This window comes from Winslowiella toletana (assembly GCF_032164335.1).
GTDB classification, from domain to species: domain Bacteria; phylum Pseudomonadota; class Gammaproteobacteria; order Enterobacterales; family Enterobacteriaceae; genus Erwinia; species Erwinia toletana_A.
In genome coordinates this window covers 1102238-1123285 of sequence record NZ_CP134152.1, presented here as the reverse complement: position 1 = coordinate 1123285, position 21048 = coordinate 1102238, and the positions used below count along the sequence as shown (strand labels likewise).

At 54.0% G+C, this 21048-nt stretch carries 16 protein-coding genes; 13 read left to right on the top strand and 3 right to left on the bottom strand.

The window, feature by feature from the left end:
• Positions 1-328 precede the first annotated feature (328 nt).
• Genes RIN69_RS05125 through RIN69_RS05115 form a run of 3 tightly spaced genes read left to right on the top strand, consistent with a single transcriptional unit; the run spans position 329 to position 5429 of the window.
• A complete protein-coding gene (locus tag RIN69_RS05125; protein ID WP_313856006.1) occupies positions 329-1411 on the top strand; it encodes an efflux RND transporter periplasmic adaptor subunit in 1083 nt (360 codons plus the stop codon).
• Complete coding sequence (locus tag RIN69_RS05120; RefSeq protein ID WP_313856004.1) at positions 1411-4473, top strand: efflux RND transporter permease subunit; 3063 nt, start codon at positions 1411-1413, stop codon at positions 4471-4473. The genes RIN69_RS05125 and RIN69_RS05120 overlap by 1 nt, the downstream gene beginning before the upstream one ends.
• On the top strand, positions 4473-5429 hold the full coding sequence (locus tag RIN69_RS05115) for an acyltransferase family protein (RefSeq protein ID WP_313856003.1): 957 nt from the start codon (positions 4473-4475) through the stop codon (positions 5427-5429). The genes RIN69_RS05120 and RIN69_RS05115 overlap by 1 nt, the downstream gene beginning before the upstream one ends.
• Positions 5430-5466: 37 nt before the next feature.
• Here the strand turns inward: RIN69_RS05115 and RIN69_RS05110 are convergent, their stop codons facing one another.
• The gene (locus RIN69_RS05110) at positions 5467-6792 is read right to left on the bottom strand and encodes an MFS transporter (protein WP_313856000.1); all 1326 of its coding nucleotides are present in this window, start codon (positions 6790-6792) and stop codon (positions 5467-5469) included.
• 357 nt (positions 6793-7149) lie between these two features.
• Between RIN69_RS05110 and RIN69_RS05105 the strand changes: the two genes are divergently transcribed.
• The 9 genes from RIN69_RS05105 to RIN69_RS05065 all read left to right on the top strand — a co-directional run bounded on the left by RIN69_RS05105 (position 7150) and on the right by RIN69_RS05065 (position 18221).
• Positions 7150-8463: an MFS transporter gene (locus RIN69_RS05105; RefSeq protein WP_313855999.1), complete on the top strand. Its 1314-nt coding sequence runs from the start codon at positions 7150-7152 to the stop codon at positions 8461-8463.
• Positions 8456-9796 carry an enolase C-terminal domain-like protein gene (locus RIN69_RS05100; protein WP_313855998.1) on the top strand — a complete coding sequence of 447 codons (1341 nt, stop codon included), beginning with the start codon at positions 8456-8458 and terminating at the stop codon, positions 9794-9796. The genes RIN69_RS05105 and RIN69_RS05100 overlap by 8 nt, the downstream gene beginning before the upstream one ends.
• Positions 9797-10249: 453 nt before the next feature.
• The gene (locus RIN69_RS05095) at positions 10250-10789 is read left to right on the top strand and encodes a sugar dehydrogenase complex small subunit (RefSeq protein ID WP_313855997.1); all 540 of its coding nucleotides are present in this window, start codon (positions 10250-10252) and stop codon (positions 10787-10789) included.
• 23 nt (positions 10790-10812) lie between these two features.
• Positions 10813-12444, top strand: coding sequence for a GMC family oxidoreductase (locus RIN69_RS05090; RefSeq protein WP_313855996.1), 1632 nt, complete (start codon positions 10813-10815; stop codon positions 12442-12444).
• A complete protein-coding gene (locus RIN69_RS05085) occupies positions 12441-13826 on the top strand; it encodes a cytochrome c (RefSeq protein ID WP_313855995.1) in 1386 nt (461 codons plus the stop codon). The genes RIN69_RS05090 and RIN69_RS05085 overlap by 4 nt, the downstream gene beginning before the upstream one ends.
• Before the next feature lie 77 nt (positions 13827-13903).
• The gene (locus RIN69_RS05080) at positions 13904-14407 is read left to right on the top strand and encodes a sugar dehydrogenase complex small subunit (RefSeq protein ID WP_313855993.1); all 504 of its coding nucleotides are present in this window, start codon (positions 13904-13906) and stop codon (positions 14405-14407) included.
• A 27-nt stretch (positions 14408-14434) separates the two neighbouring features.
• Positions 14435-16039, top strand: coding sequence for a GMC family oxidoreductase (locus tag RIN69_RS05075; RefSeq protein WP_313855992.1), 1605 nt, complete (start codon positions 14435-14437; stop codon positions 16037-16039).
• Positions 16032-17375, top strand: a complete 1344-nt coding sequence (locus RIN69_RS05070; RefSeq protein WP_313855990.1) for a cytochrome c — start codon at positions 16032-16034, stop codon at positions 17373-17375. Before RIN69_RS05075 ends, RIN69_RS05070 begins: the two co-directional genes overlap by 8 nt.
• Positions 17376-17531: 156 nt before the next feature.
• Positions 17532-18221 (top strand): FadR/GntR family transcriptional regulator, encoded by a 690-nt coding sequence (locus tag RIN69_RS05065; RefSeq protein WP_313855989.1) that lies wholly within the window; start codon positions 17532-17534, stop codon positions 18219-18221.
• On the opposite strand, the gene RIN69_RS23005 is transcribed toward RIN69_RS05065, so the two are convergent.
• Positions 18193-18402: a hypothetical protein gene (locus RIN69_RS23005; protein WP_449361561.1), complete on the bottom strand. Its 210-nt coding sequence runs from the start codon at positions 18400-18402 to the stop codon at positions 18193-18195. The two genes, RIN69_RS05065 and RIN69_RS23005, sit on opposite strands and share 29 nt — an antisense overlap.
• Positions 18403-18452: 50 nt before the next feature.
• Entirely contained in the window at positions 18453-19715 is a 1263-nt protein-coding gene (locus RIN69_RS05060) for a chloride channel protein (RefSeq protein WP_313855988.1), read from the bottom strand.
• Positions 19716-19920: 205 nt separating this feature from the next.
• Between RIN69_RS05060 and RIN69_RS05055 the strand changes: the two genes are divergently transcribed.
• Positions 19921-21030: an AI-2E family transporter gene (locus RIN69_RS05055; protein WP_313855986.1), complete on the top strand. Its 1110-nt coding sequence runs from the start codon at positions 19921-19923 to the stop codon at positions 21028-21030.
• Positions 21031-21048 lie beyond the last annotated feature (18 nt).

The window sequence follows — 21048 nt, the reverse complement described above, 5'->3', positions numbered from 1 at the left end:
AAGCCTATGAAAACCTATAGCGCATTCAGAATTGGCAGCTATGTTTTGCTGGCTGTCGCCAGCTGCACCATTACAGGATTAATGACTTATCTGATTGTTTCCAGCATGCAAGGCTAATGATACTCCGCCGCAACAGCGGACAGGCAGCATCGTGGAGAAAAAACGGCATAAACCCGGGCATGACTATTTAACTCACTGAATTTTAGATGCCGTACTACTTTCAGCAGCATAACTGCCGGTAAAGCAGATACCTCTGGCGTGCTGCTGCCATTATTGATTACTTTCTCTGGCGTGAATTAAGGCCTTAGAAATAGTAAGGGGATACCTCTTGAAAAGAATACTTTTTATTATTGCCCTGTCGCTAGCGTTGACGGCATGCGATCGTAAGGAGCCTGAAAGTGACCACTCCCCGCGCCCGGTAAAAAGCATCGTAGTAAAATCCGATAACCTACTGAATGACAGAGTATTTCCGGCCAGAATTTTAGCCGGTGACAATACCGACATCGCCTTTAAACGTGCCGGTCAGCTGGAAGCGCTGCCGATCCGTGAAGGAATGTCGATTAAAGCCGGTCAGGTACTTGCCCGGCTGAATAATGTCGATGCCACGCTGCGGGTTAACGATCGGCAGAGCGCGTTTAATCTTGCCCAGCGCCAGTTCCAGCGCTTTCAGTCACTTTCCGGTAACGGTGCCGTTTCGCGCTCAGAGATGGATGTTCAACGCGCAAATCGCGACTCGGCCCGTGCAGCCTTAGACAGTGCCAAAGAGGAGCTGAATTATCTGACGCTGACCGCACCGTTTGATGGCGTTATTGCACGGGTTAATGTGCGTAATCACCAGGTGGTGGCTGCCGGGCAGACCATTGCCACTATCAGCCGTACCGAGATGCTCGATGTGGTGTTCACTATCCCCGAACGCCTGTTTACCGCGCTGGACGCCAGTAACGTCGATTATCAGCCGCGGGTACGCATTAACTCCCTGCCGGGTCGCGAATTTACCGCACGTTATAAAGAACACACCACCAATACCGATGCCGGCAGCTTAACCTATCAGGTCACCCTGGTGATGCCACGTCCGGACGATCTGCCTACGGTTGGCGGCTTAAGCGGTACGGTCACCGTCAGCCTAGGTAACTTACCGAATGCTTCGCGTGACACCACCATTATCGTGCCATCGGCGGCGGTATTTAATCCGGACAGCAGCCAGCTGAATCAGGCGCACGTCTGGGTAATCGCGAAAAATGAACAGGGTCTTTACCTGGAAGATCGCAAAGTAAGCGTGGGCCAGATGACCTCGCAGGGTATTGAAATCACTGAAGGCTTACAGGATGGTGAACAGATTGTCGTGGCAGGCGTCGCTGAGTTAAGCGCTCAGCAACCCGTGCGTATCTGGACGCGGGAACGAGGTCTGTAATGGGAATAATTGAGCGCTTTATTCAGAACAATATCCGCATCTGGTTGGCCATTTTATTACTCGGCGTCGGCGGCATTATTGCCCTGTTGAATATCAGCCGGCTGGAAGACCCTGCCTTTACCATTAAAACGGCGGTCGTGGTCACTCAATATCCAGGCGCGTCGGCACAGCAGGTAGAAGAGGAAGTAACGCTACCGCTGGAGAACGCGCTGCAACGGCTGCCGTATCTGGATAATATCACCTCTATTTCCAGCGTCGGCTTATCGCAGATTACCGTTAATATTGACGCCCGTTACCAGGCATCAGAACTGCCGCAAATCTGGGATGAGCTGCGCCGCCGGGTCGGCGATGCCGCCCGGCAGTTCCCGCCGGGCGTCTCTCAACCCTTTGTTAATGACGACTTCGGTGACGTCTACGGCTATTTCTTTGTGCTGTATGGCGACAATTACAACAATCAGGAACTGCGCGATTACGCCGAACAGCTTCGCCGTGAGCTAATCCTCGTGCCTGGCGTCGGCAAAGTGGCGATTGGCGGAGTAATCCCTCAGCAGATCCATGTTGATATTTCGCATGCCAAAATGGCAGCGTTTGGCATTACTCCGGCGCGGCTGGCAGATATTTTAAGCCGCCAGAATATCGTTTCCGACGCGGGCAGCATTACCGTTGGCAGCGAATCGATTCGCCTGCATCCTACCGGCGAATTCCAGAACCTTGACGACCTCGGTAATCTGCTGATTAGCACGCCTGGCAGCACCGGCAGCGTCTATCTGCGTGATATTGCCACCCTCAGCTCCGGCATCAGCGACAGCCCGGATAATATTTATCACGCTAACGGCCGCCCGGCACTGGCGGTCGGCATCTCCTATGTGCCTGGCGTCAATGTGATCAATGTCGGCGAAGCGCTTAATCAGCAACTGAGCCGGATGGAGAGCGGAAAACCAGCCGGTATTGAACTTAAAGTATTCTACGATCAGGCACAGGAAGTGAAGCAGTCGGTCGACGGCTTTATTCTTAACTTCCTGATGGCACTGGCGATTGTTATCGGCACACTGCTGATATTCATGGGGTTAAAAAGCGGTGTAATTATCGCCGCCTCGCTGGCAATTAACGTGCTCGGTACGCTGCTGATTATGTATCTGGCGGGAATCGAGCTACAGCGGGTGTCGTTAGGCGCGTTAATTATTGCGTTAAGTATGCTGGTAGATAACGCCATTGTGGTGGTCGAAGGGGTGCTGGTCGATCGGCAACGCGGCAATAAGCTACTGAAGTCGATTACCCACGTGATTAAACGTTCCGCGCTGCCATTGCTCGGTGCCACGGTGATCGCCATCCTTGCCTTTGCGCCCATTGGTCTGTCGCAGGACTCCACCGGCGAATACTGCAAATCACTGTTCCAGGTGCTGCTGATTTCACTGATGCTCAGCTGGCTGACGGCTCTGACGCTGACCCCGGTATTTATCAAATGGGCATTCCGCAAAGCAGAGCAGACGCCACAGAGTGCGCCGCAGTCTGGCTCACCTTATGACGGCAAACTGTTCCGCGGCTATCGCCGCCTGCTGAGCGCGCTGTTACGCCACAAAACGCTGACCCTGACCACGCTGGTGGCGCTACTGGCGCTGTCGCTGTACGGTTTTGGTCAGGTGCGGCAGAACTTCTTCCCGTCGTCAAACACGCCGATTTTCTTTGTCGATCTCTGGATGCCCTACGGCACCGATATCCACTACACCAGCAAAATCGCCAGTGAAATTGAACAGCGGATCAATAAACAGCAAGGGGTGGCCGCGACCGTCACAACCGTTGGCCAGGGCGGGATGCGCTTTACCCTGACCTATAACGGACAACGACAGTACACCAACTATGCGCAGATTATGGTGCGGACTGATAACGAGCAGCGTATTGCCAGCCTGTCACGCGAAATCGAACAGGATATCCAGGCCAACTATCCGGAGGTCAACGAGCGGATTAAACGCATTATGTTCGGCCCTTCCGGCGACAGCGCCATTGAAGTTCGTATTCGCGGCAGCGAGCCGGATGAACTGCGCCGTATCGCCAGCCAGGTTGGCGAGATTATTCAGCGTGAAGGCCGGGTATTTACCGTACGCAATGACTGGCAGGAGCGCAGTAAAATCATCCGTCCGCAGTTCTCACCCTACCTGGGACGTGAACTGGGCGTTGATAAACGCGAAGTCGACAATGCCTTACGCATGAATTTCAGCGGGTCGCCGGTGGGTATTTATCGTGAAGGCTCACGCCTGATGCCAATGCTGTTGCGCACTCCTGATGCCGAGCGCCTGGATGCCAGCCATATCGCTAATATTCAGGTGTGGAGCCAGACGCAGAATCAATTTATTCCGCTGAGTAATGTGGTCAGTGAATTCACTACCGAATGGGAAGATCCGTTAATCATGCGGCGCGACAGGATGCGTATTCTGACGGTGCAGACCGATCCCGATCCGTTAAGCGACGAAACTTCCGGTGACGTGCTGGCGCGTATCCGCCCGCATATCGAAGCGTTACCGCTGCCGCCAGGTTACAGCATTGACTGGGGCGGCGATGAGGAGAACTCCCGTGAAGCACAGGCCGGGCTGTTCAGCACCCTGCCGATCGGTTTCCTGTTAATGTTTATTATTACCGTACTGATGTTCAGCTCACTGAAAAATGCGGTAGCCATCTGGCTGACCGTGCCGCTGGCACTGATTGGCGTCACATTCGGCTTCCTGCTGACCGGTATTCCCTTCGGCTTTATGGCGCTGATTGGACTGCTCAGTCTGAGTGGTATGCTGATCAGAAACGGTATCGTACTGGTGGATGAAATTAACCAGCAGTTGGCGAGCAAAAGTCAGCACGACGCCATAATTGATGCTGCGACTTCTCGTTTGCGCCCAATTCTGCTGACCGCCTTCACCACCGTACTGGGGCTGGCACCGCTGCTGCGCGATGTGTTCTTCCAGAGCATGGCGGTGGTGATTATGTTTGGTCTCGGGTTCGCCACCGTGCTGACGCTGCTGGCACTGCCAGTGATTTATCAGTGTTTTCATTTGCGGGCCGGAAAAACGCAATAATGAACAGCAGCGGACTGAACCTGATTAAAACCTTAGGTTGCCTGACGGCGGTGACCTTTTTCACCCTTTACAACACTTATGACAACTATTCGTATAACTACAACCAGGCATTAGCCTTTCTGACGTTTATATCGACCATTGCAACGCCACTGTTTTTTGTGGTGGCGGGCTACCTGGATGCCGGTAGCCAGCATTCTCCAGAGTGGCAGCTGAAAAAAATCCGCCGGATTGTGGTGATTTTTCTGTTCTGGTACTCAATTTATTATTTTATTGAACCCTTCTATAAGGGCTATCTGATTCAGCCGTGGTTTGCGCTGGCGCTGGTGATCATCTACTGCTTCCATCCGCTGATTGACTGGCTGATAAAGCGGCGGGTGCTGTGTTTGTCGCTGCTCGGTCTGCTGCTGCTGTTCGCACTCGGTTACGATCTGCAAGCGGTGTCTCCATCGGAACACCGCTGGTTGTCGATTCCCGCCGAGTTTCGCCTCTGGACATGGCTACTGTATTACCTGACCGGGCAACTGCTGTTTGACCCGGCCATCGCCGCTTTTTACACCCGCCCACGCGTGGCGAAAGCCGCGCTGATCGCCGTGCCCTTTGTCTATGTTTTTACCTGGCTCTACGAAAAACACTTTTTCTTTGCCCTGTTCCGGGTAGAACGTGACGGTTATATCCTCACCGGTTCACAAGTTTATATTCTGGTGGTGCTGATCATTATTGCTATTAACGGGCTGAATATCTCGGAAAGTCTGAATCGAATCTCTGCCACCCTCAGCAAGACGATGACCGGCGTCTATATTCTGCACTACTCGTTTTTTAATCTGCTGATCCAGTGGATCAGCATTACCTCACTGGCATCCAAACTGTTTACTATCCTGCTGACTTTTTTGCTGTCGGTAATGCTGACGCTGCTCATGCTGCAGTTTAAGGTAACCAAACGGCTGGTGTCATTCTGACCCTCCAGCCGCCCAGCGTCTGAAGCGCCGATCACCTTCAGACGCGCTCCTCTTCCTTCTCCGGCTCGATTTCCGCATCGTCCACCCGTTCATCCTCTTCTTCGCTATTCACCATGGCTGACTGAATCTCTTCTTCATCAATCGTCGGGTTCAGCGCGGCAGCCAGAGGCGAACTGGCCAGACTGTCCGGCACCAGCACGTGAGGAAACTGCGTTTCGTCGGCAGGCGTGACCGAAGAGACTTTCTGCCAGCTGAGGGCTGCGATCACCACGCCGCAAAGACAGAAGAATGAATAGAGCATATTGCCGCCGAGCGGCTGCATCAGCGCACCGGTCAGCAGCGGCCCGATACAGGCACCGACGCCAAATGCCATCAGCAGACAGGCGGTCAGCGACACGCGCCGCTCGGGAACCACCTGGTCATTGGCTATCGCCACCGCCAGCGGATAGAGCGAAAACTGCATCATACTGGCGGCAAAAGCCAGCCCGACGGTCAGCGCGAACGGGAAAGAGACCGGCAATGCCAGCGGGCTGGCTGCCAGCGCAAACAGCAGCGCGGTAATAAACAGCAGGCGATTACGATCGACCCGATCTGACAGCCAGCTCAGCGGGAATTGCGAAATTAAACCGGCAAAAATGGTGATGCCCATAAATATCCCGGTGAGATGGGTGCCGAATCCCAGTTGGCTGACATACACCGGCGCCATGCCGTAAAAGCCACCAACTACCATGCCGATAACCAGCGTCATGACCAGAATTCGCGGAATAGTTTTGAAAAAGTACCCCAGCTCCATTGGCGCGGGTGACATCGGCTGGGCATTGGTACGGGTTGTCAGCGCAATCGGCACCAGGCAAAGCGCAAAACAGAGCGCGACGATCATCAGGCTGGTCAGGCCAAAGCCGCTTTGTACCACCAGAATAAACTGACCGGCGGACAGACCAAGATAGGTCGCTACCATATACAGGCCAAAGATCACCCCGCGCTGACCCACTTCTGCCTGATCGTTCAGCCAGCTTTCCAGCACCATGTACTGGCACATCATGCACAGGCCGATAACCATTCGCAGGAAAATCCACAGCGGCAGATAGTCGGTCAGGCCATGCCCGAGCACCGAGGCGGTAATCACCCCGGCGCAGGATACATAAGCACGAATATGACCGACGCGGGCAATCAGGTTATGCCCGACCTTGCCGCCAATCACCAGGCCAATATAGTTGGCCGCCGTAATTCCCCCGATCAACGCCCCGCTCACCTGCTCGTGAGCCAGACGTAAAGAGACGTAGGTTGTCAGTAAACCGGAACCTAACAGCATTAATAACGTGGTGGTGTAGAGCGGTAAAAATGTTCTGAGGACTTTCTTCATTACGTCTCCCTGTAGCCTTAAGTCCGGTGAGATGATAAACCTTCCCGCTATCGTAGTATCAATTCAGCATAACCAGCAAATCGACAAGCGATATTCGGATTTCTGGAAACGATAAGTCGAACATTTAGTGAACTACTTCACTCTTCCAGACAAAAGTTTACAGAATCGTTCGTGCCGCTTTGTGCAAATTCACATCATTGTCAACCTGACCTCTGACTCACCAAATGGGATAGTGGACGCTAATTGCGACCATTAACCAGCGGCGTCTTTGTGCAACTGCCTCAGGCTTTTCCCGCCGCCAGCATTAATGATTATCCCGGTAAATCATCTGATTTGGATGAAATTGAAGGGGCCGTTATGACAGGACATGACAATGCAGCGGTACGGAGTGCGAACCGCAAGTTCTTTGCCCGCATTATTCCGCTGTTAATGCTGATGCTGATAATTAACCAGATCGATCGTTCGAATATCGGTTTTATCAAACATCAGCTGGAACTGGATGTCGGGATCAGCACCGCGGCATTCGGTTTCGGCGCGGGGCTGTTTTTTATTGGCTACGCGCTGTTTGAAGTGCCCAGTAATATCCTGCTGGATAAACTGGGCGCACGCACCTGGCTGACGCGTATTATGATCACCTGGGGCGTGGTGGTGTTTGCCACCGGATTTATTCAGACCCCAACCCAATTCTATATCGCCCGTTTTCTGCTCGGCATCGCCGAAGCCGGTTTCTTTCCCGGCCTGCTGTTTTACTTCCGTAAATGGGTACCTAATGTGTATCGCGGGCGTGCCACCGCCCTGATACTGAGCAGTTCAGCCGCCGCTTACCTGTTGTCCGGGCCGATTACCGGTGGACTGCTGGAGATGCATGATTTTCTCGGCATTGCCGGCTGGAAATGGGTGTTGTTTATCGAAGGTGCCATCTCGGTATTAGTGGGTATTTTTGCGATTGGCTGGCTGGTTTCCGCTCCGGAAAGTGCAAAGTGGCTGACGCCGCAGGAAAAAACTGCCCTGAACAGCACGCTGGCCGAAGAGTCAACCTCACGCGATCGCACCTCACGCGAAGTTTCAAAGTGGAAGCTGCTGTTCGAAGGGCAGATGGCCTATCTCTGTTTCCTGTTTTTTACCATGTGTATGACCGGCTATACCCTGGTTTTCTGGCAACCACAGATCATCGCGCGTATCGGAGGGCTGTCACCGTTTGAAGTTGGGCTGCTGACCTCGGTACCCTGGCTGTGTGCGATCATCGCCATCAATATTCTTGGCCGACTGGCTGACCGCTTTCATCATCGACGCGAACTGATGCTGTCGATTGCGCTGGTGGTGACGGCCATCGGCACCTTTCTTTGCGCGACGGGCAGCCCGATTTTCGGCCTGCTGGCACTGTGCATCGTCTGCGTCGGCAGCAAGTCCAGCGCGGTGCTGTTCTGGCCTATTCCACAGGCTAACCTGCCGTCCAGCATTGTGGCTCCGGGTATCGCCCTGATCAATTCGCTGGGAAATTTAGGCGGCTTTTTTGCCCCGACGGTATTTGGTTATCTCGAACTGAAAACCGGCAGCACCATGGGTGGACTGATGGGGCTGAGCGCCTTCTCGGTCTTTGCCGCCATTACGCTGTTGTTTGTTAAAACGCGCCCTAAACCTGTTGCGATGGAGAAGTCACCAAATGTCTGATTCGCCCGTCATCACCGACGTCAAAGTTATTCCGGTCACCGGTTACGACAGCATGCTGTTAAACATCGCTGGTGCGCACAGCTGCTTTTTCTCACGCGTATTGCTGGTGATCACCGACAGCGCCGGCCATAGCGGCGTCGGTGAAATTCCCGCCACTCAGGTGGTACAAAAAATTCTGCAAAATGCCGCGCCTTTCCTGATCGGACAGAAAATTACCCGGCTGAATGCGCTGGTCGCCGAAATGCACCAGCGCGATCTTAACGGTGAGCATCCGGATATGCTGCGGTTTCCGCAGGCGCGCGCCTGGGATCTGGAGCGGCATTACAATGCGGTGGCAGCGGTTGAAGCCGCGCTGCTGGATTTAATGGGCCAGTTTCTTAATGAGCCGGTGGCAGAGCTACTGGGTGCTGGCAAACAGCGCGATGAGATTCCGGTGCTGGGCTATCTGTTTTATATCGCCGATCGCCAGCGGGCGGATATGCCCTATCAGCCCGGCCGACAGGATCAACACCCCTGGTATCACCTGCGCCACCAGCAGGCGATGGGCATCGATGATGTGGTGCGGCTGGCCGAAGCGGCGCAGGATCTTTATGGCTTTAAGGACTTTAAGCTGAAAGGCGGCGTACAGCGCGGCGAAACCGAAATCGAAACCGCGGTAGCGCTGAAAAAACGCTTTCCTGAGGCGCGGGTTACCGTCGATCCAAACGCCAGCTGGTCGCTTGAACAGGCGATTACGCTGTGTCGCGGTATGGGCGATGTACTGTCGTATGTCGAAGATCCCTGCGGCGCAGAGCAGGGCTATTCCGGGCGTGAAACTCTCGCCGAGTTTAAACGCGCCACGGGATTACCGGTCGCGACCAATATGATTGCCAATGACTGGCGACAGCTTAATCATGCGCTACAGCTGAACGCCATTGATATTCCGTTAGCCGATCCGCATTTCTGGACGATGCGCAGCGCGGCCACTGTCGGACAGCTGTGCCATGAATGGCGACTGACAATGGGCTGCCACTCCAATAACCACTTCGATATTTCACTGGCGATGCTGGCACACCTTGGCGCGTCTGCACCGGGCGAGATCACTTCGTTCGATACCCACTGGATTTGGCAGGACGGGCAATACTTAACCAAAGAACCGCTGCAAATCCGTAACGGTAAAATCAGCCTGCCTGATAAACCCGGTTTCGGTATTGAACTTGACTGGGAAAAAGTGGAAGCGGCCAACCGTTTATATAACAGCCTGCCGGTTAAAGATCGTGATGATACGCTGCCGATGCAGTATCTGATCGATGGCTGGCAGTTTAATCCAAAGCAAGCCACGCTGCTGCGTTAACATCCGCTCGGGCAGCGAAACAAGACATCCAGCGGGAGCCGTTTTCGGCTCCCACTCTGATGGCATACCGACTATTGCGCTGTCAGTGAGTAAACAGCGTAAAAGTACCCGCATAGTAATTTACCATCCAGCCGACGTAACCAATCCATACCAGCATCATCAGACCTAGAGCGAATTTACCTGTCATGTTCCTGTCCCCTGTTTCATCAATTTATTGAGAAATTGTTGTTTGTCATAAGAGTGACAGGACGCCTGATGGCGAATATTGCGCAGGATCAATTTAAAGCGTAATTGTGCAAAAGTTGCTAAACAGAGGTTAGCAAACGGTTACCCCTATTTTTTGAGGGGAGTTTTCGGGATAGAATAACCACCATAAAAAATAATTAATTTTTCCGTCATGCGGAAAAAATTCGGGCGTCTCGCCCGGGCATTGTCGGCTATCAGGGCCAGGAAATGAAAAATAAACATCCCTTTCCAGGCGCGGAAGTATCACTTTCGCGTCGTAAGGTATTGATGGCAGGTGCAATAATCCTCGCCAGCGGCATTACAACATCCGCACTCCCTGCATTTGCTTTACCCTCACAATCAGAACAACTCACCTCCTTTATGCAGTTGTCACGCCTGTTGGTCAATCACCAGCTGGATGACGGCGTGGGTCAGCGGATGCTGGCCCTGCTGATCGAAGAGAATTCTACTCTGGCTGATTCCATCCGGCAGATTCTGGCGATTGCTCATCAGCATCAGGCGACACGGGTTGAAGATTTCTTTGCGGCGATACCGCAAGGCCCGCTCAACGAGCTGGCCCATAAGATTATCTTTGGCTGGTATACCGGGAGTCTTGAGCCGACGCGCTCCGCGAAAACTTTCGCCTTTGAACAGGCGCTGAGTTATCACACCACGCTGGATGTGATCACGATTCCATCTTATGGGCTGAGTGGCCCGAATAACTGGAGTCGTCCCAATACACCGGTCGCAAATATGCCCCGTTTCTGATCCCCTGATAAAAGCAGATTTTTATGGCAACTCCTTCTGAATCCACCGTGGTAATCGTTGGAACCGGCGTCGTTGGCGTGGTGATCGCCGAACAGCTTCTTGATGCCGGTATTTCCGTACTAATGCTGGAAGCCGGTCCACGGGTTTCTCGCGCAGAGATCGTTGAAAACTATCGTAATCTTCCCATGGCGGCAAAAGGTAACCCCATTGAATGTTACCCGTCGCGCAAGTGGGCACCACACCCGGAACCCGCAGGTGCCGGTAAAGGCTATCTGCAGTTAAGCGGCAGCGACTCCTATGCACAAAGCTATGTTCGCTACGCGGGCGGCTCGACCTGGCACTGGGCCGGAACCTGCTGGCGACTGACGCCAGATGATATGCAGTTACACACCCGCTATGGCGTTGGCCGCGACTGGCCGTTTGATTATCAGACGCTGGAACCCTACTACGTGCGCGCCGAATATAAGCTGGGTATTTGCGGCCCGGATGAACCCGCGTTGCAGTGGCCGCCACTGCGTTCCAAACCCTATCCAATGAAAGCGTTGCCGTTTGGTCCAGGCGAAAGCCGTTTTACCGAGGTGGTAAAAACCCTCGGTTATCACAATATTCCCTGCGCTCAGGCGCGCAACAGCGGCATTTCTTATGATGAGCGCCCGGCCTGCTGCGCCAATAATAACTGTGTGCCGGTATGTCCGGTCGGGGCCAAGTATGATGCCGCCACGGCACTGTCGCGCCTTGAGTCTAAAGGGGCAGTGATTATCGATAACGCCGTGGTATGGCGCGTCGAAACTGACAGCCGTAATCAGGTTGCCGCGGTACATTATTATGACCAGCACAAGCAGACGTATCGCGTGGGCGGCAAGCTGTTTATCCTCGCCTGTAACGGCCTGGAAACGCCAAAACTGCTGCTGATGTCAGCCGATGAGCGCAATCCAAATGGCCTGGCAAACAGTTCCGATCAGGTTGGCCGTAATATGATGGATCACCCGCAGATTACCATGACGGTGACGCTGCAGGAGCCGTTCTGGGCCGGTGTTGGCCCGGTGGTTAATAGCGGAATTATGGAAACCTCGCAGGGAGATTTCCGTGCACAGCACGCCGGTGCCTATTTCCGTTTTAACAACTTCGCACGTAACCGTTTTGTCACCTTTGGCGCGCTGAAAAAAGGGCTGGTCGGTCAGGCACTGGATGAAGAGATCCGCCGGATGACCGCCTGCACCGCCGATATTGTTATGGCGCATGAAATTCTGCCGGATCCTAATAACCGCCTGACGCTCTCAGACGAGAAGGACTGGTTGGGACTGCCTAAGCCCGCGATTCACTATGATGTCGGCGATTACGTGCGCCGCTCCGCAGAGCAGTATTCGCTGCCTATCGCACGCAAAATTGCTGAGGCGATGGGGGCCACAGAGGTGAAGTTCTCCACCCAGTTTAATCAGAGTAAACACATTATGGGCGGCACCATTATGGGTAACGATGCGGCTCATTCGGTGGTTGACGCCGACTGTCGCGCCCACGACCATGCCAACCTGTTCCTGCCCGGCGGCGGCGCGATGCCAAGTACCGCTTGTGGCAACAGCACCCTGACGATGGTTGCCCTCGCCTTTAAAGCATCCGATGCCATTCTCCAGCAGCTCCAGGAGAAAGCATCATGAAATATTCCCTGCTGATGTTACTGGGCATAACGCTGTTCAGCAGCGCTGCATCGGCTGAAAGCGATCTGACGCTGATTAAAAAAGGCGAATATCTGGCGGTGGCCGCCGACTGCACCGCCTGCCATACCGCCTCATCCGCACAGCCATTTGCCGGTGGCAAAGTGATTGCTTCGCCAGTGGGCGAGATTATTGCTACCAATATTACGCCGTCAGCCACAGACGGTATTGGTCACTACAGCGAGCAGCAATTCTCCGCTGCGCTGCGTAAAGGGATCCGTGCAGACGGTGCCAATCTCTATCCGGCAATGCCTTACACCGCTTATGCCACGCTGACCGATGACGATATCCACGCGCTGTACGCTTACTTTATGTCAGGCGTGCAGGCGGTGGATAAAGCTACCGCGACCACTCAGTTGCCGTTCCCGCTGAATATCCGCTTTTCGATGAAGTTCTGGAACGCGCTGTTTCTGAAACCTGCCGGTTACACTGCCGATACTTCGCAGTCGGCCAGCTGGAATCGCGGTCGCTATCTGGCAGAAGGGGCAGCCCACTGTAGTACCTGCCATACCCCACGCGGCTTCTTAATGCAGGAGAAGCAGGATCAGGCGCTAACCGGTGCCCAGGTCGGCCCCTGGTATGCGCCCGATATCACCGCCAATCCGCTAAGTGGAATTGGTCAGTGGTCGCGGGAAGAGCTGGTCACCTACCTGCGCACCGGCCGGCTGGTAGGCAAAGCGCAGGCGGCGGGCAGTATGGCAGAAGCTATCACCCACAGCTTCCAGCATCTTACCCGTCAGGATCTGAATGATATCGCTGAATACATTCAGAGCGTGCCGGGCAATCCGACCGCAACAACCGGTCAGTCGCGCTTTGAACAGGGTCATCCGGGGAACGCGCTGGCGACTTTCCGTGGCAAGCCGTTTAGCGCGCCAGTCGATGACGAAGGCGCCCGACTCTATTCGGGTAACTGTGCCTCCTGCCACGGCATCAACGGCCAGGGGACTGCCGACGGTTTTTATCCCAGCCTGTTCCATAACTCGGCAACCGCCGAATCTAACCCGTCGAATCTGATCGCCACTATTTTATTTGGGGTCGAGCGCAACACAGCAGAAGGCGATGTGTTTATGCCACCGTTTGGCGATCAGCCGAATGCTCTTAATCATCTGAACGACAATCAGGTAGCAGCGCTGTCCAACTTTATACTTCGAATGTATGGCGATGCTGCACAGACGGTAACGACTCAACAGGTGGCGGTCATTCGTCAGGGAGGCCCGACGTCACCGCTGGTGATGCTGGCGCAGATTGGCGTCGGCGCAGGTGCGCTGGTGATAGTCGCCGTGATGATTGTGCTGTGGTATCGCCGCAAGCGTAAAACCGCCTGATACGCGATTGCTGGATTATCCTGTTCGCCACCAGAGACGTCGCCTTCGGGCGGCGATTTTATGAGAAAAATAATACGATGAAACAATACACACGCAGACGCGTTCTTAAGCTGGCCGGAGTTGTAGCACTGACCGGCGTGGCGGGGCAAATCCTGCCGCTGCCGAAGCTGAATGCCGCAATGCCAACACGTCACACGCAAGGGCTGGCCGATCTGTTGCAAATATCCCGTCAGCTGACAATGCAGACCTCACTGAATGAAGCCGTCGGCCTGGCACTGTTTAATGCGCTGCAACTGATACAGCCGAATATTTCTCAGGAACTGGGGCAGTTAAAACAGCTGCTGGCGCAGCAACCCGAGCTGCTGGAACAGCCGCTGCTGAGCTTCCCGGAAAGCAATACCAGCGAGGAGAAACTGGCAAAGACCATCCTCGCAGGCTGGTACAGCGGTGTGGTGGGTAAAGGTAAGCAGGCAATTTATATCACTTACGTCAACACCCTGGCTAACCAGCTGGTCGCCGACAAACTGGTGCCGCCGAGCTTCTCTTACGGGCCTTGCGGTAGCTGGCAGCAAAAACCTTAAAATCAATTATTTAGAGTAATGTCATTGATGGATAAAAATAATTCTGCCGACGTCGTGGTGATTGGTGCCGGTGTTTGTGGCTCCCTGCTAGCCACCCGCCTGGCCAAAGCTGGTAAATCGGTATTGCTGCTGGAATCCGGCCCGAAAGTCGGGCGTGCTGAACTGGTTGAGCGCTTTCGTGAGTCGGCGTTTAAGTCCGACTTTATGTCACCCTATCCGTACTCGGAACTGGCACCGCAACCGCGCTTTACGCCAGAACCCAACCATTATCTGGAACAGACCGGACCACACGCTTTCCAGGCGCAGTATATTCGTATGTTTGGCGGTACCAGCTGGCACTGGGCGGCGCAGCTCTGGCGCTATCTGCCCAACGACTTTCGTCAACACAGCGTCTACGGCATTGGTAAAGACTGGCCAATCAGCTATGACGACCTGGAAGACTATTACTATCAGGCCGAAGTGATTGCCGGTGTTGGCGGCTCAATGGATACCGGTTCGCCACGCGCCAAACCGTTTCCGATGGAGCGCGTTCCTGCTTCCTGGCTGCAACAGCGCGTTACCGAACGTCTGGCACCGGATTTTAAAGTGCTGGATGACTGCACCGGACGCAACAGCCACAGCTACGATGGTCGTCCGGCCTGCTGCGGCAATAACAACTGCATGCCGCTGTGTCCGATTGACGCGCAATACCATGGCGGTATCGCCGCCAGTCAGGCAGAAGCGTCCGGAGTGAAGATAGTGACCGAAGCGGTGGTGTATAAACTGGAACATGACAGTCAGGGCAAGATTACTGCCGTCCATTACTATGACTGGGAAAAAGTCAGTCATCGCGTCACCGGCCAGACATTTGTTCTGTCGGCAAACGCCATTGAGACGCCGAAATTACTGCTGATATCCACCAGCGAGAAATTCCCGACCGGCATTGCCAACGCCAGAGATAATGTTGGCCGCAACCTGTGCGATCATCCGGCGATTGGCATTACCTTCGACGTAGATGAACCGATCTGGCCTGGCCGTGGCCCGGTCAGCCCAAGTTCCATCGGGCAGTTCCGCGACGGTGATTTCCGCTCAGAACATGCACCGTTCCGTATTGATATCTCTAACGCCTCGCAGGTGGCTGCCGTCACCAAAGAGCTGCTGGCCGAAGGCTACTACGGTAAGAATCTTGAAGAGCAGATTCGCTTTCGTGCCGCTCGCCGCCTGAGCATCAAGAATGCCCTTGAGCAGCTGCCGGACCGCAATAACCGCGTCACGCTTAGCGACAAAAAAGATGCGCTTGGTCTGCCAACGCCCGCGCTTTACTGGAGTATGGATGACTACGTGTTGAAAGGCACCGAAGTCACGCGCCAGTGTTACGACCAGATTGCGGCAAAACTGGGCGCGACCAATATCAAACACAGCAAAAGCGGTGCGTTCTCAAACCGTCAGCATATCACCGGCACGCTGTCGATGGGCCTCGATCCAGCCAACAGCGTCACCGACCAGTGGGGCCGCGCCCACGATCATCAGAACCTGTTTATGGTCGGCACCGGCGTAATGCCAACGGTGGGAACCTGTAACGTAACACTGACGGCGATGGCACTGGCGTTAAGAACCGCCGATAAAGTGCTTGAGGAGACTCAACATGGGTAAGCGGTGGAGAAAAGTGCTGCCGTTGGCAGCCGTGTTGCTGGCGATGAACAGCAGTATCGCGGTTGCCAGCGCAGATCAGAGTGAATTAATTAAACGTGGGGAATACCTGGCAATTGCCGGTGACTGTGGCGCATGCCACAGCGACGAAGGCAAAGCGGCGTTCAGCGGCGGGCATCCGATTGTCAGCCCGCTGGGCACCATTTACAGCACCAATATCACGCCATCGCTTAGCGCCGGGATCGGCAACTATACCGAGCAGCAATTCGCCGACGCGCTGCGTAAAGGGGTACGCGGCGATGGCAGTCAGCTGTACCCGGCAATGCCTTACACCGCTTACGCCACGCTGACCGATGAAGATGTCTCCGCGCTTTATGCCTATTTTATGCATGGCGTAAAGGCAGTCGATACGCATCCGCAAGCCACGGCGCTGCCCTTCCCGTTTAACCTGCGCTTCTCGATGGCGGCGTGGAATTTGCTGTTCCTGAATGAGAAACCGTTTACGCCAGACAGCGCACATTCCGCAGAGTGGAACCGCGGTGCTTATCTGGTAAACGGTCTGGCGCACTGCAGCACCTGCCACACACCGCGTAACTTTTTGATGGCGGAGAAGCAGGATCAGGCGTTATCCGGCGCATCACTCGGTACCTGGTATGCGCCAAATATCACGCCAGACAGCCAACATGGCATAGGTAACTGGAGCCGTCAGATGCTGGCGGAATACCTGATGACCGGCCACACCAGCAATGGTGCTACGGCGGGCGGCCCGATGCTGGAGGCTATCGACAAGAGCTTCTCGCGGATGACGCCAGAAGATATTAATGCGATGGCCGCTTATCTTTTACCTGATGATAAGCAGCACGGCACTGCGCCCTCACCGGAGGGATTAACACCGGTTCGCGGCGATGACACACCACAAGCATTGTCGAAGCTGAGTCGCGGTGAAAGTATTTACCGTAACAACTGCGCCTCCTGCCATAACTTATCGGGTACCGGACTGAACGGTTTACCGGCGCTGGCAGGCAATCCGGTGCTGGATAAACCCAACGCGGATAACGTGGCAATGGCGATACTGGATGGCGTCTGGCCTGAGCACCGACAGGGCATGATCGGCTTCCGGCATGAGCTTAACGATAGCCAGATTGCTGACGTCACCAACTATCTGATGAGCGATATTGCTCACCGCAACGTGCAGATAAGCGCTGAGCGGGTTGCAGAACTCCGCCAGGGCGGTGCGACCTCACCGCTGCTGTTAATGGCACGAGGCGGCATGATTGCTGGTGCAGTAGTGGTAGTAATTCTGCTGATGTGGTTACTCTGGCGTCGTCGTCATCAATAATCGTTAAATCCGATTAATTTCGCCTCATCCGGGGCGAAATTAATCAGCTTATCCCTCGCTATAGCGCCAACTCCACTAAGTTTGTAGTACAAAGTTGAGGAAAAATCTGGCAATCACGGTAAAGTACGCTGTCAGATATTTTGCCAGGGAGAGCGTATGGCCATCGCTAAAACCGACCGAATTATTACCACTCTCGGCAGCCAGATTGTCAGCGGCAAATATGTGCCGGGCACCTCGCTGCCAACCGAAGCTGAACTCTGTGAAGAGTTTGCCACCTCGCGCAATATCATTCGTGAAGTGTTTCGCTCACTGACGGAAAAGCGGCTGGTGGAGATTAAGCGCTATCGTGGTGCTTTTGTTGCGCCGCGTAGCCAGTGGAATTTCCTTGATACTGAAGTGCTGCAATGGGTGCTGGATAATCAATACGATCCGCAGCTGATTGCCGCCATGAGCGAGGTCCGTAACCTGGTTGAGCCAGCGATTGCTCGCTGGGCCGCCGAACGCGCAACCTCCAGTGACCTGACGCTGATTGAAACTGCGCTGAATGATATGGTGGCGAATAATCAGGATCGTCAGGCGTTTAACGAGGCCGATATCCGTTATCACGATGCCGTGCTGCACGCTGCTCACAACCCGGTTTTACAGCAGCTAAATGTGGCGATTCGCTCGCTACAGCGCGTGGTGTTTGAGCGAACCTGGATGGGTGATGCCGCAAATATGCCGAAAACGCTTCAGGAACATAAAATCCTGTATGACGCGATTCGCCATCAGAATCCTCAGGCTGCCGAGCAGGCGGCGCTGGCGATGATCGCCAGCTCTACCCAACGGCTAAAAGATATTTCCTGAGTATCCAGCTTTCAGGAGCGGGACGTTTTCCGCTCCTGTAATCGAAAGATATTAGCGGATAACGGCTGGAAACCGTACAGATATGACCAGCAACATTATTCAGCTGATTTTCTGGCGTAACGGCCTGCACTGAAACGCCCCAGGCGCGCCGCGGCTCAAATATAAAACCAAACAGCGGCACGCATTGTTGGGATAAAAGATAAATCGGTTGGTTATCGGTAAAAATCTTTCTTAGCCGTTGGTTCCATTAATCTCCAGCGCCTTACAGGTAAAGTAAGATCCGCACACGCATAACATCACCGGAACAAAATAATCGTGGTCCATATGGGTAAACTCCATGATCAGCACCACTGCGGTAAACGGCATTTGCATTGATGCGGCAAGAAATGAAGCGCCGCCCACCAGAGCGTAGCTGCTGCCGTCTCCGCCCGGCATCACGGTTTGCCACGCGGTAAACAGCAAAATACTGAGCAAGGCGCCAACGGTCAGCCCGGGCGTCAGTAATCCGCCCTCAGCCCCGGCGCGCAGTACCGCCAAAATAACCACCAGCTTCAGCACCAGCAGAATCGCCGCCAGCCAGAGATCAAGGCTACCATTTAGCGCCAACTGCATCGGCCCTTTGCCATTACCCGGCAGTTGCGGAAAGAACAAACTTAGCCCAGCCAACAGCGTAAAGGCCAGCAGGCTGTAAACCGGCATTTGCCAGTTGGTTTTCACCTGACGCCGCACACCGGTAGTCAGCTTACGAAAAACCCACGCCGCAGCGCCAAGAATTGGCCCGGCAATCAGCGCCCACCACACCAGAGAGTGAGTAACCTCACCGGCAGCAAAGTGATATTGCGATTCATTACCCAGACCAAAAGTCGCTACCCAGGCCGCAATCGCCGAGGTAAGCATTGCGGCCAGCGCGCTTTCCCAGCGGAACGAGACCAGTAATACTTCGAGAGTAAATACCGCTCCGGCCAGCGGCACATTATAGACCGCCGCCAGTCCGGCTCCGGCACCACAGGCCAGCAGAATGCGGGAATCTTCCAGCGATAATCCCAGACGGCGTGCTACCACTCCGGCGGTCAGCGCACCGACTTCACGCGGCGCAACCTCCCGCCCTAAAGGAGAACCGAGCGCTACGGTAATAATTTGCAGCAGCGCATGAATTAACGTGGTGAAAAAAGGCATCGTCTTACCCGGATCCTTCACCACCGCGCTGATTGAAACCCGCGGCTTTCCGAAGCGCGCCAGCAGCCACCAGCCACATCCGGCAACCAATCCGGCCCCGACAATTACCGCAAAACGCCGTTGCGCACTGGCATCCGTTACCCCTTGCAAAAAGGACTCGGTGCCCACCACCTCATCCATGCTGTAGCCAAAAGCCAGATGCTGGATAGCATGAAGTAATAATGCCAGCAGCATCGCGCCCAGTCCGGCGATGATACCGGTCAGCACCAGTGCCAAAAGTCGATGAAAAACCAGGTTACCGCTGGTGACTTGTGTCATAAGTTCAAAGCCTTAACTAATAGATTGGCTAACTATAACCCGAAACAGAGGTATCGAGGCTAACAACAACTTTCTGTTGGCTGGCGATCTGCACCTCACATTGGTTTATTCTCTCTTCAGCTTCATTAGCGCTTTTTTCACTGTCACATTGCAAAGTGACAAAGAGGCTCTATAGTTCGTTGGTGATTTTTTACGAGGAACACCCATGAGATTCAAAGGATTAACTAAAGGTTTCTTTATCCTTATATTGTTTATTGTCACCATCGCCTTCTTCGATGTGCTTGCACCTTATTACTCCGCTATTTTATGGGCAGCCATCCTGGCAGTGATTTTCCATCCATTAAAATCAAAAATCCGCCAGAAACTGGGGGATAAAAACGGACTGGCGGCATTTGTCACCTTACTGGTAATTTGCCTGATTGTTTTCACGCCATTGGCAATCATTGCCTCTTCACTGGCGTTTGAAATTAATACGGTTTACAACAAACTACAGGGTAATAATACGCAATTTCCGGCGGTGCTCGCCGAGCTGTTGCAGCATCTGCCAGGCTGGGCCAGGAACTTCCTTGCCGAGAATAACCTTGATAATGCCGCTGACATTCAGCAGAAACTTTCCGACGTGGCGCTGAAAGGCGGACAATATCTTGCCGGCAGTGTGTTCCTGATTGGTAAGAGTACTTTCAGTTTTACTATTGGCTTCGGCATTATGCTGTACCTGCTGTTCTTCCTGCTGAAGGACGGTTCGTACCTGGTACGCCTGATTCTTGAGGCGCTGCCGCTTTCTACCCACGTGAAGCATCATCTGTTTATGAAGTTTGCCGCCGTCTCGCGGGCAACGGTTAAAGGAACGGTGATAGTCGCGGTGGTACAGGGTGCGCTCGGCGGGATTGCCTTCTGGATTACCGGCATTGACGGCAGCGTATTGTGGGGCGCGCTGATGGCATTCCTGTCACTGATCCCGGCAGTGGGTTCAGCGATTATTTGGGTACCGGCAGCCATCTACTTCTTCGCCACCGATATGCTGTGGCAGGGTATATTTATCGTACTGTTCTTCGTGGTGGTTATCGGCCTGGTGGATAATATCTTGCGTCCGCTGCTGGTCGGCAAAGATACCAAAATGCCGGACTATATGATTCTGATTGCCACCCTTGGCGGTATGGAAGTATATGGCATTAACGGCTTTGTTATCGGCCCACTCATTGCAGCGCTGTTTATTGCCTGCTGGAACCTACTGTCAGGCCGCGATAATGCCGAGAACGCGGAAGAGATAGGTGATGAGTTTATTGAAGAAGGGAAAAATCATCCGGTGGAGTAAATTGTTCGGGTGATTAAT

Excerpts from the sequence above, each read along its gene's own strand:
- RIN69_RS05120 (WP_313856004.1), top strand. The coding sequence starts at position 1,411 with ATGGGAATAATTGAGCGCTTTATTCAGAACAATATCCGCATCTGGTTG.
- RIN69_RS05115 (WP_313856003.1), top strand. The coding sequence starts at position 4,473 with ATGAACAGCAGCGGACTGAACCTGATTAAAACCTTAGGTTGCCTGACG.
- RIN69_RS05110 (WP_313856000.1), bottom strand. The coding sequence starts at position 6,792 with ATGAAGAAAGTCCTCAGAACATTTTTACCGCTCTACACCACCACGTTA.
- RIN69_RS05105 (WP_313855999.1), top strand. The coding sequence starts at position 7,150 with ATGACAGGACATGACAATGCAGCGGTACGGAGTGCGAACCGCAAGTTC.
- RIN69_RS05100 (WP_313855998.1), top strand. The coding sequence starts at position 8,456 with ATGTCTGATTCGCCCGTCATCACCGACGTCAAAGTTATTCCGGTCACC.
- RIN69_RS05095 (WP_313855997.1), top strand. The coding sequence starts at position 10,250 with ATGAAAAATAAACATCCCTTTCCAGGCGCGGAAGTATCACTTTCGCGT.
- RIN69_RS05090 (WP_313855996.1), top strand. The coding sequence starts at position 10,813 with ATGGCAACTCCTTCTGAATCCACCGTGGTAATCGTTGGAACCGGCGTC.
- RIN69_RS05085 (WP_313855995.1), top strand. The coding sequence starts at position 12,441 with ATGAAATATTCCCTGCTGATGTTACTGGGCATAACGCTGTTCAGCAGC.
- RIN69_RS05080 (WP_313855993.1), top strand. The coding sequence starts at position 13,904 with ATGAAACAATACACACGCAGACGCGTTCTTAAGCTGGCCGGAGTTGTA.
- RIN69_RS05075 (WP_313855992.1), top strand. The coding sequence starts at position 14,435 with ATGGATAAAAATAATTCTGCCGACGTCGTGGTGATTGGTGCCGGTGTT.
- RIN69_RS05070 (WP_313855990.1), top strand. The coding sequence starts at position 16,032 with ATGGGTAAGCGGTGGAGAAAAGTGCTGCCGTTGGCAGCCGTGTTGCTG.
- RIN69_RS05065 (WP_313855989.1), top strand. The coding sequence starts at position 17,532 with ATGGCCATCGCTAAAACCGACCGAATTATTACCACTCTCGGCAGCCAG.
- RIN69_RS05060 (WP_313855988.1), bottom strand. The coding sequence starts at position 19,715 with ATGACACAAGTCACCAGCGGTAACCTGGTTTTTCATCGACTTTTGGCA.
- RIN69_RS05055 (WP_313855986.1), top strand. The coding sequence starts at position 19,921 with ATGAGATTCAAAGGATTAACTAAAGGTTTCTTTATCCTTATATTGTTT.